The sequence below is a fragment of the Rhodoflexus caldus genome (assembly GCF_021206925.1).
Classification (GTDB): Bacteria; Bacteroidota; Bacteroidia; order Cytophagales; family Thermoflexibacteraceae; genus Rhodoflexus; species Rhodoflexus caldus.
The window spans coordinates 61,557-77,293 of record NZ_JAJPRF010000013.1 but is presented as its reverse complement, the minus strand read 5'-3'; the positions used below and the strand labels follow the sequence as shown (position 1 = coordinate 77,293).

Annotated in this window: 8 protein-coding genes; 5 read left to right on the top strand and 3 right to left on the bottom strand. The window is 50.0% G+C overall.

What is annotated here, in order from left to right:
- Nucleotides 1-68: 68 nt before the first annotated feature.
- The gene (locus NDK19_RS13345) at nt 69-6,773 is read right to left on the bottom strand and encodes a fibronectin type III domain-containing protein (RefSeq protein WP_250632393.1); all 6,705 of its coding nucleotides are present in this window, start codon (nt 6,771-6,773) and stop codon (nt 69-71) included.
- Nucleotides 6,774-7,115: 342 nt separating this feature from the next.
- Here NDK19_RS13345 and NDK19_RS13340 point away from each other — a divergent pair, with 342 nt between their 5' ends.
- The 3 genes from NDK19_RS13340 to NDK19_RS13330 all read left to right on the top strand — a co-directional run bounded on the left by NDK19_RS13340 (nt 7,116) and on the right by NDK19_RS13330 (nt 10,306).
- Entirely contained in the window at nt 7,116-8,072 is a 957-nt protein-coding gene (locus NDK19_RS13340; RefSeq protein ID WP_250632392.1) for a UbiA prenyltransferase family protein, read from the top strand.
- Nucleotides 8,073-8,237: 165 nt separating this feature from the next.
- Entirely contained in the window at nt 8,238-9,575 is a 1,338-nt protein-coding gene (locus NDK19_RS13335) for an FAD-binding oxidoreductase (protein WP_250632391.1), read from the top strand.
- Nucleotides 9,572-10,306, top strand: a complete 735-nt coding sequence (locus tag NDK19_RS13330; RefSeq protein WP_250632390.1) for an SDR family oxidoreductase — start codon at nt 9,572-9,574, stop codon at nt 10,304-10,306. Before NDK19_RS13335 ends, NDK19_RS13330 begins: the two co-directional genes overlap by 4 nt.
- A gap of 263 nt (nt 10,307-10,569) precedes the next feature.
- Here the strand turns inward: NDK19_RS13330 and NDK19_RS13325 are convergent, their stop codons facing one another.
- Together NDK19_RS13325 and NDK19_RS13320 are read right to left on the bottom strand one after the other, a co-directional pair.
- Entirely contained in the window at nt 10,570-10,950 is a 381-nt protein-coding gene (locus tag NDK19_RS13325; protein WP_250632389.1) for a DUF779 domain-containing protein, read from the bottom strand.
- 296 nt (nt 10,951-11,246) lie between these two features.
- Nucleotides 11,247-12,188: an ABC transporter ATP-binding protein gene (locus tag NDK19_RS13320; protein ID WP_250632388.1), complete on the bottom strand. Its 942-nt coding sequence runs from the start codon at nt 12,186-12,188 to the stop codon at nt 11,247-11,249.
- Between the two features lie 88 nt (nt 12,189-12,276).
- Here NDK19_RS13320 and NDK19_RS13315 point away from each other — a divergent pair, with 88 nt between their 5' ends.
- On the top strand, nt 12,277-14,760 hold the full coding sequence (locus NDK19_RS13315) for an ATP-dependent Clp protease ATP-binding subunit (protein WP_250632387.1): 2,484 nt from the start codon (nt 12,277-12,279) through the stop codon (nt 14,758-14,760).
- Between the two features lie 321 nt (nt 14,761-15,081).
- Nucleotides 15,082-15,720, top strand: coding sequence for a T9SS type A sorting domain-containing protein (locus NDK19_RS13310; RefSeq protein WP_250632386.1), 639 nt, complete (start codon nt 15,082-15,084; stop codon nt 15,718-15,720).
- Nucleotides 15,721-15,737 lie beyond the last annotated feature (17 nt).

Below are 15,737 nucleotides of genomic sequence, written 5' to 3'. Positions count from 1 at the left end.
ATTCGGCAGACAAAAAAATTCGGGCAGCCTTTGCAGATTGCCCGAATTTTAATGAAGCGGTTTTTCCGCTAATCTTTCACCAGTTTAACGGTTCGTTTTCTGCCGTCAGCGGTTTCTACTTTCAGGTAGTACAGACCCGTTGGCAAATCTAACATGGAAACATCTATTTGCGCCACTTGCAAACCTTCGTACAGGTAGCGGTTGTCTTGCATGATAACGCGTCCGGCACCGTCGAACAGGGTGAAGGCTACTTCCTGCTCTTGTTCAATGTTCAGTTTTACTTTCAGTTCCTGAGCAAAGGGGTTGGGAAAAACCACGCCGTGCTCCTCCGGCTTCACGGTCATACCGTCTGTCGAACGACGACCTTCCGGCGCATTTTCTTCTGCCTCTGTACGGGTTACGGGGTTGCTGGCATCAGGCGCAGCAGGGTTGAATACGTGGATAGTCAAACCGTTGATATAGCCGTACTGAATGGTTGGCGCACCTTTTACGGCAATTGGAATTTGTCCGTTCACAGGGCTGACATTATTGATGCGAATCACATTGGTCGTATTGTTTTGCGGATTCAGGGCAGCGTGACGGTTGCCGTTTACCGTGTAAATAGTGTTGCCGTTGAAATCTTGGAAGGTAGTGCCTGCATAGAAAGTCAGGTTGTATTGCAGGGAGTTGTTCAATCCTGACAAGCGCAGGCGGCCTTCTGTGCCAACCTCTGTGAAGTAGAAGGTGCGCATCACGTTATCGGGTACTACGCCGCTGTTGTTGCCCGTATTAGGCCCGAACGGATTGGAACCGTCAAAGTAATTGTCCAAGTGGATGTTAATGCCCGAACCTGTGCCCGCAGTATTGAGAATGTTTGAAAGCAGTGCTCGGCCAAGTGTACCACCGGATGGGGTGCTGTTGGTATTGTACCACGGAGCAGCAGCATTGTTCTGGTTGTTGTGGTTGAAATTGATATTCACAATCTGTGAAGCCGTAACGGCAGTGGCTACACCTGTAAAATCGGACTGACCGTTGTCGTTGATGGCACGCAAGCGATAGTAGTAGCGGCGGTTGCTTACCAAGCCGTTGTCGGTGTAGGTAGTGGCAGTAGCAGGAACGGTAGCCGCCAGCACAAAACCTGTGGTAGGATTTCCTGAACGATACACTTCAAAAGATACAGGACTTCCGCCATGGTTACGCCAGTTGAGGCGGATGCTTGTCAAGCCCGCAGTTTCGGCGGTCAGGTTGCCGGGCAGGTTCGGGATGGCAGGTGTTGCATCAAACTCCTCAATAATCAAAGCGTTCCATATCACAAAACCAGAACGGGAGAATATCATACTGATTCTGCCGTTGGCATCGGGCTGTATGTCGGTGAAGCGGATGAAGTTGGTATAATTACCTGCCGCCTGCACGCTGCGCGATACGCCATTGATGGTAACGGTAGTGGTATGGAGGCCGCCTGTGTTCCAACTGCACATCAAGGCCAGATTATAGCGTTTGTCAGGATGCAAATCGGTCAGTAACACTTCCTTGTTGGGCTCCCACCATACGTCAAACACGAAGGTTTGCATCACCACGTCGGGCAGTTCCATGGAGTTGTCGCCGAAAGTTACCCCCAGATATTGCTGCTCCTGTCCGTTATTGGCACCGCCCCAACCCGCTTGGAAAACAAGGTCTATGGGGCTGTTATTGCCGCGTTCATCCTTGATGTTTTGCAGGCTCGCGCCAAACGTAGGTTGTTTATTAAAGTTGTTCCATGGAGCAGGTGCAGGCATTACGGCATTCATGTTTACATAGTATGTTGTGATGCGGTTGTCTGTAACCACTACCTCAAACGAAGCCGTACTTGATACGCCTTTATTGTCAATAGCAGTCAGCACAATGTTCTTGTAAGTACCGATGCTGCTGCGTGTAGGAGCAATAACTACTCGGCCGATACCGCCGCCCATATCATTGAACGTAATAAAAGGCGGTAGATTGGCAATGGAAATCTGCACATTGTCCGACGGGCTGTCAAATACGATAAAATCGTAAGACAAAGACTCTGTATCGCGCAGGCGGAAGTTTCTTACGTTATCGAAGCGTGGCGCAAAGTTGGGCGTAACAATGCTCACCACTTTGGTGAATGGTGATGCGCCGTTCATATTGATACCCCTCACCTGATAGAAGAAATACGATGTGCCGAAAGCCGTTAAATCATGGAATGAGGTAACATTCGCTTGGGTAGTATGCACAAGTGTAAACGGCCCTTGGGCAGAGGTAGCGCGCCATACTTCATAGCCGTCCTCATTGTTGGCATTATCCTGCCAAGTTACCAATATGCTGCCGGTTTGCGGCTGAATGGCAAGTTTCAAATTGGATGGCGCATCGGGTAGGCTGCCGTCAAAATTAGACTCAATAATCATTGCATTGAGGTAGCCCGCAGAAGGCTCGGCGTTGTTGGCATCTTTGGAAAGGTTGATAGTAACCTCGCCGTTGTCATCTGCCAAAATATTGTCTAATGAACCGAATGTTCCTGTGTTGCCTTCTGCACGAACAGATACAGAGCGGTCGCCGATGGCAAATACGGTAGAGCCGTTGTCGGTAACGCCGCCGTTGCGGAATACGCTGCTGGCAAGGAAACGGAACGAAATTGGCAGGTTTCTACGCAAGCCCGTAACTTTTAGGCTGGTCGTATTAGGCCCCCAGAAAATACCGAACCAATAGTATTCGCGCAGTACGCTGTTAGGCACCGCACCGGCAGTGTTGGCACCGGCATTAAACACGCCGCCCCATGGTGTAGGGAAAGTCAGGCCGATACCGGAATTCTGTCCTGCATCGTTTAACAGGTTGCTGATGGTCATGCCTGTTACAGGTTCACGGGCGGTGTTGTTCCATGGTGCAGGGGCTACGCCTTGTGCATCGTTACCACTGTTGAAGTTAATCATCACGCGGAAATTAGGGTTCACATTATTAACCGTAACATTCACAATTTGAGATACTTGTGAACCCGCCGCATCGGTAGCTGTTATACGGATGATATGAGTGCCTTGGTCAATAAAGCGGGTGGCCAAACGCAGAGTGGCAGAACCCGGAGCGCCTTGTGTCAGTGTGGCAAAAGCAGGCAAATCAACCGCAGCAATAACAGGTACGTCGTCGTCCGCATCGGTAGCAGTAATCGTCAGATTGCGGATATCGCCTTCATCCATCGTAACGGTAACACCGGGCGCAACAGCTAACACCGGCAACTGATTGTTGTTAATGGTCAGCGTAAAGGAAGCGTTGGCCTGTGCACCCAGATTATCGGTTGCGCGAACTTGCAGGTTGTAGCTGCCCGCAGTATTGCTGTTGCTGATTTGCAGGGTGGCTCTGCCATTGCCCGTGTTGCTGATGCTTGCAAAGCCCGGCAAACCCAGACCGCTGAACGATACAGTATTTCCATCGGGGTCTGATGCCCGCAAGTAGATTGTGTATGCCTGTCCTGCACGCGCCGTATGGTTAGGGATAGCCTCTATTACAGGCGCATTGTTGCCTGTCATAAAATCACCCGTTGTAGGAGCAGAAGCACCTGCAATATTGACCGCAACCACTTGGTAGTAGTAGCGCGTGTTGCCTGCCAAGTTGCTGTCGGTGTAGAAAGCCTCTTCCGAGTTGTTGGCATTCGCCTGACCAACTTTGGTAAAGTTTACATTGTCGGTAGAGCGGAAAATATCAAAGCGTTCTTCATTAGTAGAATTGTCGAGCCACACCAACTCAATGGAAGAAGGCGTAATGTTGTTAGCCGTTAAACCCTCGGGGGCAGCAGGTACTCCTATCGGTGCGGCCAGCGTGGTGGCGCGGTTCAGCGCACGGCTGAGGTTAGCATCCGGAATCAGTTGTTTGGCAATTCCGGGGCCTTGCCAGCGCACTTCCAAACCGAATCCGCCGGTAGCTTGGCGATAACGTACCGTAATCGGGTAAGCTCCCGCCGCAGGGAAGTTAAAACTACCGCTGCGTTCGGTCATTGCCTGATTAAAGTCGTTATTAACTACGCGGGTAGAGCCAATCCACAAATCACTGCCATCGTCGGAGCGAGTAAACAGGGTATAAGTACCTGCCGCAGGCACTTGCAAAAAGCCTGTCCATACAAAGCCAAAGTTTGTATCGCGCAGGCGCGGCGCAAGCGAAAAATTCGTAGATATGCCGCTTGTAAGCGCCAGCGAAGAAGCTACTTGTGTAAGGCTGGTAAATGAGCCTTCATAATACGACCAGTTCAGTGTAGTAGACTCAAAAGCCGAATTGCCCGAAGATGCTGTTGAGCGAACTCTGTAATGATAGGTGGTGTTGGGCTGCAAACCTGTATCAACATAAGTGGTAGTATTGGCAGGCGCTGTACCAATATATACAAAGCCATCAACAGCGTTCAGCGAACGGAACACTTCAAAGCCTGTTTCGTTATTGCTGTTGTCTGTCCAACTTACGGTTATTTGGCTGTAGCTGTTGGCCGTCGCAGTAACGTTGGTAGGCATTTCGGGGATTCCCGTAGGCGTAAAATTGTCGCGCAGCACACTTGACGGAATCAACTGCTTGGTAATTCCGGGGCCTTGCCAGCGCACTTCCAAACCGAATCCGCCGGTAGATTGGCGATAGCGCACCATTAAAGGATACGAACCGGGCGTTAGCGTAATGGTACCGCTGCGTTCGGTCATTCCTTGGTCAAAATCATTGTTTACCACACGGGTATTGCCTATCCAAAGGTCGCTGCCGTCATCGGAACGAGTGAAGAAAGTATAAGTACCGGCAGCCGTAATATTGATAGAACCTTCAAACTTGAAGGCAAAACCTTCCGACTCTACACGCGGCGAGAGGTCAAAGGTTTGCGATAAACCCGTTTTTAAAGGCACTGCATCTTCTATTTGTGCCAAAGTGCCGAAAAAGCCTGAGTAATATGACCAATACAAGCCGTCTGTGCTTGCCGTAACAACCAAAGATGCGCTAAACGGCGATTGATTGCCTGCGGCATCGCGTGCCCGCACTTGGAATCGGTAGGTCTGTAACGGTGTCAGGTTTTCAACACGGAAGGAAGTAGTGTTGGATGTGCCCATTAATTGCCCGTCGCGGAAAATTTCATAGGCCTGTACACCCACGTTGTCTGTGGCAGCATCCCATTGCAGATTGACAAAAGTGCGCGATTTGAGACCGGAACGCAGGTTTTGCGGAATGCTTGGTGCTTGTCTGTCAGGATTGGTAGTAGCAGAAGTCGTTACTACCGCATGTGAACCATTCGCATTGATGGCACGGAGGCGGTAGTGATAAGTAACGTTTTCTTCAAGGCCTGTGTGCGTGTAGCTGTTGCTGTTGGCAGGCAGTAAAGCAATCAACTCAAAGCCTGTATTGGGGCCGGTGGAAGCATACAACTCATAAGCCGTTTCATTGGTAGCAGCATCGCTCCAATTCAGTTGGATGGCGCTTTCGCTCAGTGTGTTGGCCGTAAAGCCTGTCGGAGCAGCAGGCGAACCGGCCGCATTGCCCATGCGAACAACCACGGCAGCAGAAGGCGCGCTGATACAGCCTCCCGGTTCAGTTACCCGAACGGTATAAGTTCCTGCGCCTACCTCAATAGAACGAGTAGTTGCACCATTAGACCATAAATAAGATTGATAGCCTTCGGGTGCGGAAAGGGTAGTGGTGTTGCGATTGGCACCGTCAGGTAAAACAGTACTGTTGCGGATACTGATATCGTTCAGCGTGAGTGCGGGCGTAGGCTGACGTACGGATACTACCACCGGAATAGGCGAAAAATAAGACCACTCGGTGCCGCGGCGGATGCGCACATCGTAAGTGCCTTCTTGCGTAACGGTCAGCGTGTTGGTGGTAGCACCGGCAATTACTACGCCGTTTCTGCGCCATTCGTAGCCATTAAAGCCCGGAGTTACACCCATGGTTACATTGATAGCTTCGCCCGGGCAGTACTCTCTCTTACCGGCAATAATATGCGGATTGGTTTTGTTGGCTCTATTAATGAAAGGCAGAAAATCAGGCTCTTGGTAAGCTCTGCCCCATGTAGCGTGTCCTAAATCTTTATATACGGTCAGTTTGTAATTGGCATTTACTGCTTTCATTGCAGATTCCAGACCAAGCGCATCTACCAACTTAGGATTGTTGTCCAGTGCCCCCTGAAACTGCCAAACAGGAGAAAATCTGAATTGCGACTGTGCATTGCCGTTATTGGCACTCATAGGCAAAGCGCCCGCAAAATGGCGAGGATAGTCTGTAATAATACTCCATGTAGCCTGACCGCCTGCGGAAAGCCCGTGCACCGTAACACGGAAAGGGTCTACACGAACCTGATTGATCATAATATCAACCAGTTCGGCGATAATGGTCAAATTGTAGAACCAACCATCTGTATTCTGCGGGAAGAGTGCAAAACCATCAAATTCGCCGCGGTTGATTTGTCCTTGGTGGGTCTGAGCCGCACCATTGAGGAACTGACGCTCATTGTTTGTAATAGGGCCCCGTTCTCCGAGACCGTGGAAAAACACGATCATCGGGTAGCGCTTGGTTACGGGGTCGGTTTTGAAGTTGCGCGGAAACTTCAGGCGGAAGGCCATCCCCTTGTATATGTACGCCTTAAAATCATCATTCGCCCAATTCACTACTCGAGTAGCCACCCATTTGCCAACCTGACCGTGTGGCGGCTGAGCAGGAACAGGATTACAAGGACAGCGTACCACAGGGTCATCAGGGTTAAAAACTGTCGTCTGCGCCATGCTTGTGCCATTCACAAGTACAAGCGCGAAGATTGTTGTTAGTGTAAAAAGTAACTGTTTCATCGTAGTAGTGTTTGCAAAATTGTACTTTTTTGTTTTTTAATGGTATTTTTCTTTATTGAGCATGATTAAACATCTCTTTTAAAGAATTATAGTGTAAAAGTAGAAAAAAAAATTAAAAAACAACACGTGTACTTATTTTTATTTTTTTGCTTAAAAATGTATTTTTAAATACAAAAACGCTTTCTAATAGCAAATAAAGGGAGTTTAAAGTTGTAAATAACAAATCAATATTTATAACTTTGCAATAATTAATCAATATCTTACATCAGTAATTAATTGAATTTATGTTCAAAATTAACAGATGTTGTACTTTATTCAGTCTTACTATTACAATTACAAGAAATGGATTTAAACCATAAAGCAACTTTAACCACAGTTGCTAAACCCGACCGGTATCTCGACCTCATAGGTGCTTATGTGCAACTGATGCGACCCAAACACTGGGTCAAAAATTTGTTCCTCTTGCTACCTGTCTTCTTTGCAGGCAGGATATACGAAGCCGATAAATTGCTGCCGCTGTTTTGGGGCTGGCTGGCGTTCAGTTGGGCGGCAAGCGGCATCTACGTACTGAACGACTACCAAGACATCGCCGCCGACCGAGTGCACCCCGAAAAATGCAAACGACCGCTGGCAGCCGGCACGGTTTCCGTTCCTATGGCTTTTGTGCTGCTGGGCTTGCTCATGGCGGGCAGTTTGGGGCTGGCTTTTTGGCTCAATACCAAGTTTTTCTTCCTGCTGCTGCTCTACATCGGCTTGAACGTTGGCTACTCGCTGGGGCTGAAAAACATTTCCATTCTGGATATTTTTATTGTGGCGCTGGGCTTTGTGCTGCGCGTAAAGGCAGGCGGTGCACTCACCGATATTTACGTGTCGGAATGGCTTACGGTGATGATTTTTCTGCTGGCGCTGTTTCTGGCAATTGCCAAACGCCGCGACGACTTGGTGCTCAAAGCCGCAACGGGGGCGGATGTCCGCAAAGCTGCCAAAGGCTACAACTTGGAATTTATCAACCTTTCTACCGGACTAATTACTGCCGTTATTCTGGTTGCTTACCTGACCTACACGCTCTCGCCCGAAGTGGTCAGCCGATTGGGGACGCATCGGGTTTACTATACGTTCTTTTTTGTGCTGGCGGGCATGATGCGCTACCTGCAAATCACATTTTTGGAAAACAATTCAGGTTCGCCCGTGAAGGTGCTCTACCGCGACCGCTTTATTCAGGCTTGCCTGCTGGGTTGGGTGTTGAGTTTTTACGCGCTCATCTACTACCGCGGGCTGCTGGATTCGCTTTTGGAATAACAATAAACCGCTGTGCATTTCTTTAAATCATTTAACACGGATTATTGCAGATGACGCGGACTTACGCGGATTTTATTTCTTAAACATCTCAAATCAGCGTTTATCAGTGAAATCCGCTAACATCCGTGTACTTAATTTCTCAATCACCCGACAACAAACTTCCCTATGAAAACTACACTTGCCAATTGGGGCAACTACCCCCCGGTAGCCACTACCGCAACTTCTTTTGCCGATACCGAAACCCTGCGGCATACTTTTGAAACTGCCAACGAACTGATTATCAGAGGTAACGGGCGCTGCTATGGCGACTCGTCCCTTTCCGACCGCTGCGTGGTTTCTTCGCTCAAATTTGACAAAATCGTTGCCTTTGATACGCAAAACGGCATCCTTACTTGTCAGGCAGGCGTTACGCTTGCCGACGTACTGGATGTGATTGTACCGAAGGGCTGGTTTTTGCCCGTTACGCCCGGCACTAAGTTTATCACCGTCGGCGGGGCGGTTGCATCCGACGTGCACGGCAAAAATCACCACGTAGAAGGCTCTTTTGGGCAGCACGTGCTTTGGATGGATGTATTTACGGGCAGGGGCGAAATCGTCCGCTGTTCGCCTGCGGAACATGCCGACCTGTTCGCGGCTACCTGCGGCGGCATGGGGCTGACGGGTGCCATCCTGACGGTTTGTTTCCGCCTCAAAAAAATTCAAACCGCCTATATCCGCCAGCGGCAGGTGAAAGCCCGCAATTTACAGGAAATCATCGCCCTGTTTGAGCAATACAAACACGCGACCTATTCCATGGCTTGGATTGACTGCCTCAAAAGCGGCGACGGCTTCGGCAGAAGCATCATGATGTCGGGCGAACATGCCGCAGCCGACCAACTCGCGGGCGTTCCTGCCGACAAGCACCTGCAACTGCCGCCCAAGATGAAGCTGACCGTGCCTTTCCACTTCCCTGAATTTGTGTTGAATAATCTTTCGGTGCGGGCGTTCAACTTTTTGTATTACCACAAAAATTACCGCCGCGTAATGGACAGCACCGTGCCTTACGACGGATTTTTCTATCCGCTGGATGCCATTCATCACTGGAATCGGATGTATGGGCGCAGCGGTTTTGTGCAATATCAATTTGTGTTGCCGCCTGCCGCCTCGGAACGCGGACTAACCGACATTTTGCAGCGCATCGGCAAAAAGGGCTGGGGCTCGTTTTTGGCGGTGTTGAAACTGTTCGGCAAACAGGAAAGCCTGATTTCTTTCCCGATGGAAGGCTATACGCTCGCGCTGGATTTCCCCGTGCGCAAAGGACTGTTTGAATTTTTGGACGAATTAGACCGCGTAGTGCTGGACTACGGCGGGCGGCTCTACCTGACCAAAGATGCCCGCATGAAACCCGAAGTGTTCAAAGCGGGCTATCCGCGCTTGCAGGAATTTCTTGACATTGTCCGCACCTACAATCCCGAAGGCAAATTTGCTTCCTTGCAGTCTAAACGTTTACTTGCCGGGCTATGAGCAAGTCGGTACTGATTTTGGGCGCACTTTCCGACGTAGGGACGGCATTGGCGCGCCGTTTTGCCCAAAGCGGGCACTCGGTAGTGGTGGCAGCCCGACAAACGGAAGCCGCGCAAAACCTTGCGGCAGATATTGCCATCCGCTACGGCACGGCGGCAAAAGCCGTTTATTTTGATGCGCTTGCCTACGACTCGCACGCCGATTTTTGGGCGCAACTCAGCCCCCAACCCGATATTGTCATTGCCGTTTTCGGCTATTTAGGCAATCAGGAAGAGGCGGCGCGCAACTTTGCCGAAGCGCAGCGCATCATCCACACCAACTACACGGGTGCGGTTTCCATCCTCAACATTGCCGCGCAGAGCATGGAACAGGCAAAAAGCGGCTGCATTGTCGGCATCAGCTCGGTAGCGGGCGAACGCGGCAGGCAAAGCAACTACATCTACGGCAGTGCGAAGGCAGCCTTCACCGCCTATCTTTCGGGTTTGCGCAATCGGTTGGCGCACAGCGGCGTACACGTGCTCACCGTCAAGCCGGGCTTTATTGCCACCAAAATGACCGAACACCTCAACTTGCCGCCTTTGCTCACTGCCTCGCCGCAACAGGTCGCCGAAGACATTTTCAGAGCTGTTCAACGCCGCCGCAACGTTATCTATACCCTCTGGATGTGGCGATGGATTATGCTCATTATCAAGCTGATACCCGAAGGAATTTTTAAGCGGTTGAAAATGTGAAAGGAAGGCGGAATTGGGAATTGGGATTTCGGATTTCGGATTTGGGATTTGGGAATTGGGAATTTGAATCGCTGTTAGCGTCTGCGACAACGGCTAACAGGCTTTCGCGAATCCCTACAGCCCCCCGTCAGAGGATTTGAGCGAAAATCGCAAGGCGGAAAATATCGCTATTCCATCCCGTGCGTCTATTCATTCATCCATCCATAGCGAATGGTTTGCAAACCGTTTGCTATGGATGGAATTGCTTTAACCCTTTGCTACTTTTACACTGCTGCGCCCATGCGCACGGGTTCTAAATTGGCGGCTTCTTCTTCGGTAAACAGGCGGGATTTGATGACAAAGCGAATACCCATCGGAATTTCCAAAGAAAAACTTGCACCGCGCCCGGGCGTTACGTCCACAGTCAGGTGCGTATGTTTCCAATACTCAAACTGGTCGGCAGCCATGTAAAACTCGCAGCCGTGGATGCTGCCTAAGTACACGTCGTTATCACCGATGCGGAACTCGCCCGCAGGGAAGCACATGGGGGCAGAACCGTCGCAACAGCCGCCGCTTTGGTGAAACATCAGTTCGCCATGCTCGGCACGCAGGCGGTCAATGACTTGCATGGCTTCGGGAGTAACGTCTATACGGGTCGCTTTCATAACTTACTGTTGATTTTTTCCTTATTGCGTTGAGTAAACTACCAGCACAATATAACTTTTTCCTGCGAAAAATACCTTGTGTAAACGGTTCAAAATCAAATATTCAAGCCTTGTAAGTCCATCGGATGGGTGTATATCTGTCAAATTTTTTGTAAAAAATCTATAACAGCAACCAGATGAGCGATTCAAGGCGCATTAGAGAATGTACATAGTTTCAATCGGATGATGCGGATTTTACTGATGCAAAAAATCCCAAATCCGTAATCCGAAATATCCCGTATGGCTTGTTGTGCGGTTTAATCTGCCAATCGCCTGCCGGTCATGGTCGTAAACAGGTCGTCCAGCGTTTTTCGGCGCGAGTTCAGGTGGTGCAGCCTGACGGGCAGTTTGTCTAATTGCTGCATCAGCGGCGGAAGAAATGCCGCAATGCGCTCTACTTCCATCGTAGCCTGTATGCCGTCTTCGGTGCAGTGCAGGTCTATTTTGCGCAAACCCTCCATGGCTGCAAACAGCGCTTGCCAAAATGTTTCGGAGCGTTCGTCGGTCAGCAGTTCCAGTTCTATCCGTTCGCCCGCATCAAATCGGCTCAGTAGTTCGGGCAGCGAGCCATCGGCCAGAATTGCCCCCTTGTCCATAATCACAATTCGTTCGCAGAGGTATTCGGCTTCTTCCATGTAGTGGGTTGTAAGCAGCAGGGTCATTCCGGCGGTCTTTTTCAGGTGTTCGAGCATTTCCCACAGTTCGCGGCGTGCATTGGGGTCGAGGCCGGTGGTGGGTTCATCCAAAATCAGCAATTGCGGTGTGTGCAAAATGCCTATGGCCAGCGCCAGCCGCTGCCGTTGGCCGCCCGAAAGATTGACCGTATAGCTGTTTTGTTTTTCGGTAAGCCGCACCATTTCCATTACTTCTTCCGTGCGCCGTGTGCCAATGTCATAAAAAGAAGCAAACAAACGCAGCGTTTCGGCAACGGTGAGTTTGTCAATAAAACGCGTTTCCTGCAAACTCAACCCGATGATGCGCCGCAACTGTGCGGCATGTTGCTGCCAGTTGAGCCCTGCAATGGAAATGCTGCCGCTGTCGGGCTGCTGCAAGCCTTCTATCATTTCCACCAGCGTGGTTTTGCCAGCACCGTTTGGCCCCAGCAGGGCGGTAAATGTGCCTTTGTTGAGGTATAAACTCAAATTATCTACGGCTTTCAGCTTCCCGAAGGACTTACTGACCGACTGAACAGATAGCATTAACGGTCGTTTTTCGCAAAATTGAGAAAATATTCATAGCTTCAAATCATATTTTGCCTGTGCAATACTTCACTCAAACGCTACCATTATGAATTACACAGATGCCCTTCGCTACGCTTTGCAGGTAGCCCAGTCTCTTGCCAAAGAATATCGACACGCGGCGGTAACGCCTGCCCACCTGCTGATGGGATTGCTGCACAACGACGTAGGGCTTGCCACTACGCTTTCTCTGGCCGGCAAGGATGTCCCCGAACTGCGCGAATGGGCAGAAGTGCGGCTCGAAGACCTGCCCAAAGCCGTAACTGTTCCCGAAACGCCGCCCTCCGACGCCAAAACTCAGGAGGTTTTTAAAATGGCAGAACTGGTGCAACTGCAACTGTCTCGCGATGCCATAGACCCTGTGTGTTGCATGGCCGCCCTGCTCAAACCCGATTTGGCGTTCAGCAAAGAGCAACTCAAAAGTTTTGGACTGACACAAAAAGAATTGCTGGAAAGCGCATTGGAAGAACTTGCGCTACAACGGGCTACGGGCGAAACCGCAGCAGCGGCCTCGAACAACTCACCCGCATCGGCTGCCGCACCTTCCACAGGCGCTTTACTCAAATATTGCCGCAACAAAACCGAAATGGCAAGCGAAGGCAAATTAGACCCTATTGTAGGCAGAGACCGCGAAACGCGCATGATGGCAGAGATTCTTGGGCGAAGAACCAAGCCCAACGTCATCATTGTTGGCGAACCGGGCGTTGGCAAAACCGCACTTGTGGATGGGTTTGCGCTCAGCATAGCAGCAGGGAAAGTACCGCCGCATCTGGCCGAAGCGCAAATTTTTGAACTTGACTTGGGGGCACTCGTAGCGGGTGCAAGCTATCGCGGAGAGGTGGAGGAACGCCTGAAAGCCATCTTGAAAGAACTGAAAAAATACACCAAGGCCATTTTGTTTATTGATGAGTTGCACGTAATGCTCGACCCCAAAGGCTCCGTGGGCTCCGGTGCGGCGCAATTGCTTAAACCCGAGTTGGCACGCGGCGAGCTGACGGTAATAGGCGCAACCACCAACGACGAATACCGCAAATACATAGAAGCCGACGAAGCATTCAGCCGACGTTTTGAGGTATTGCGAGTAGAAGAACCCGATATGGACACCGCTACCCGCATGATTCAGCACATTCTGCCGCTCTATGAGCAACACCATGGCCTGAGAGTGGCTGAAGATGCGGCAGCCGAAGCCGTGCGATTGGCCAAGCGCTATGTAAAAGACCGCCGCTTGCCCGATGCCGCCGTAGATTTGGTTGATAGAACCATGGCAGCCATTCGCATGATGGACGAACACTCCCGCGCCGAGTTGGAAGCACTCAAAAGCGAGTTAGACAAACTTTCGGTGGTGGAGGAGGTGGCACTGCTGCGCGAACTGCGCTGGTTTCATGCCCAACTCAAAAACAAAGTGAGCCATATTTTGATGGGGCAAATGGAAGAAACCGTGCAGGCAGATGAGATAGACGCTGCCGATATTCTCCGCGAGCACCTGTACAATACGCTCAATACGCTGTTGGCGCTTACCGACAACAAAAAAGACACCGTAGAAAAAAACGACATTGCCGCCGTTATTGCCCACAAAACAGGCATTCCCTTAGGCAAATTGCAGAGCAAAGAACGCGAAAAACTCCTTGGTATGGACGAAATCCTCAAACAGCGCGTTGTAGGACAAGACCACGCCGTAAAAGCTCTTTGCGAAGCTATTTTAGAGTCGCGCTCGGGGCTGATTAAAGGCGGGCAGCCTATTGGCTCATTCTTCCTGCTGGGGCCTACGGGCACAGGCAAAACCGAACTTGCCAAAGCGCTTGCCGATTTTCTATTCAATGATGAAAGTTTTCTTATCCGCTTTGACATGTCCGAGTTTAAGGAGGAACATTCCGCCGCACTGCTCTACGGCGCACCTCCCGGATACGTAGGCTACGAAGAAGGCGGTATGCTTGTTAATAAAATCAGAGAAAAACCGTATTCGGTGGTGCTGTTCGATGAAATCGAGAAAGCGCACCCTTCGGTGTTTGACTTGTTCCTGCAAATTTTGGATGAAGGCAAACTCACCGACCGTTTGGGCAAAGTCGGCGATTTTTCCAATGCCGTTGTGCTGTTTACTTCCAACATCGGGCAAGAGCATATTATTCAGTCCTTTCAGGCGGGCGAAATTCCGAAGTCGCAAGACCTGATGGAGATTATGGCCAAGTTTTTCCGCCCCGAATTTCTGGCGCGCCTGACCGAAATTGTACCTTTTGCGCCTATTTCGGAGGAAAATGTGGTAAAAATATTTGAAATCCACTTGAAAGGGCTGACCGACTTGCTGGCCAAGCAAGGCATCACACTCTCGCTGACCCCGGAAGCCAAAAAGCACATAGCAATGGCAGGCTTTACGCCGCGCTATGGTGTGCGTCCGCTCAAAGGAGCTATTCGCAACCTGCTGCGCCGTCCGCTAAGCCGCATGATTATTTCCGGAAGACTCAGCAAAGGCCAGAAAGTACACATAGAGGAAAATAATGCAGAAAAACCCGAAGAATGGGTTATTTCGGAGGCTTAAAAGTAAAAAAATATATGTTTTTATTCAAAAACAGCATCAAAAATTGACTTGTAAATTGAAAAACGCTATTTTTGAATCGTCTTCATTTTCACATTTACCTTAGTAGAGCAAAAAGCCGCCGACTGTTAGTCTGTGGCTTTTTTTATTGTCCGTTTCGCGAACGTATGCTGTTCGGTTTCGGACGACGCAAGAGGTCAAGCATTATGCGGAATGGTTTTTATTGGTTTGACTATCAGTGTGTTACAAAACGTGGCACACTTTTGCGACACTGTACTGGTGTCAAACAAAATTTGCATTAAAAACTTAAACACTCAGCATACCATGAAATCTTTCACTCATCGCCTGTATTTTCTGGCTTTTATGGCTGCCCTTGCGTTAGTCAGCACCTTCGTTAAAGCCAACCCGTCGGATGCTCCCTTTGGCACGAGCAAAGTAATTGCTGCCGAAAAATTCGCCTATGGCATGTATGCCATCAACGAAAGCATGAAAATCCGTCTGGCATTTGAAAACAGCACCGGCAGCAAGGTAACAGTCCGCATTACGGATGCGCAAGGCAACGTACTCCATCGCGAAGAATTGCGCAATATGACCGAAATGAAGCGCAACTATGACCTGTCTTCTTTTGGCAAGGGTGTTTACACCGTAGATATCACGGCAGGGGAATTTCGCACGAGCAACAAAGTAGCCGTAGGCGGTGCGCAACTGACAAAAGCGGCTTTTGCGGCTTACATTTCTTCGGAAGTAAAAGACGGCTTTGTAAAAGTAGCCTTTGCCAATGCCGAAGAGCCCGTGTATATCAAAATTGCTGACCGCAACGGTGCCGTGCTGTACAGCGAAGTCAGTGAAGGCAATCAGAACTATGCACGCCGATTCAACGTGTCTGCTTTACAGAAAGGCGAGTACATATTAAGTATCTCGCACGGCGACAAAACGCTGAGTCAGTTTTACAGCATACAGTAAAACCTTCGGGTGATTTT

Coding starts and splice junctions, on each gene's coding strand:
- NDK19_RS13325 (WP_250632389.1), bottom strand. CDS start 10,950: ATGAAAGCGACCCGTATAGACGTTACTCCCGAAGCCATGCAAGTCATT.
- NDK19_RS13345 (WP_250632393.1), bottom strand. CDS start 6,773: ATGAAACAGTTACTTTTTACACTAACAACAATCTTCGCGCTTGTACTT.
- NDK19_RS13310 (WP_250632386.1), top strand. CDS start 15,082: ATGAAATCTTTCACTCATCGCCTGTATTTTCTGGCTTTTATGGCTGCC.
- NDK19_RS13315 (WP_250632387.1), top strand. CDS start 12,277: ATGAATTACACAGATGCCCTTCGCTACGCTTTGCAGGTAGCCCAGTCT.
- NDK19_RS13330 (WP_250632390.1), top strand. CDS start 9,572: ATGAGCAAGTCGGTACTGATTTTGGGCGCACTTTCCGACGTAGGGACG.
- NDK19_RS13340 (WP_250632392.1), top strand. CDS start 7,116: ATGGATTTAAACCATAAAGCAACTTTAACCACAGTTGCTAAACCCGAC.
- NDK19_RS13320 (WP_250632388.1), bottom strand. CDS start 12,188: ATGCTATCTGTTCAGTCGGTCAGTAAGTCCTTCGGGAAGCTGAAAGCC.
- NDK19_RS13335 (WP_250632391.1), top strand. CDS start 8,238: ATGAAAACTACACTTGCCAATTGGGGCAACTACCCCCCGGTAGCCACT.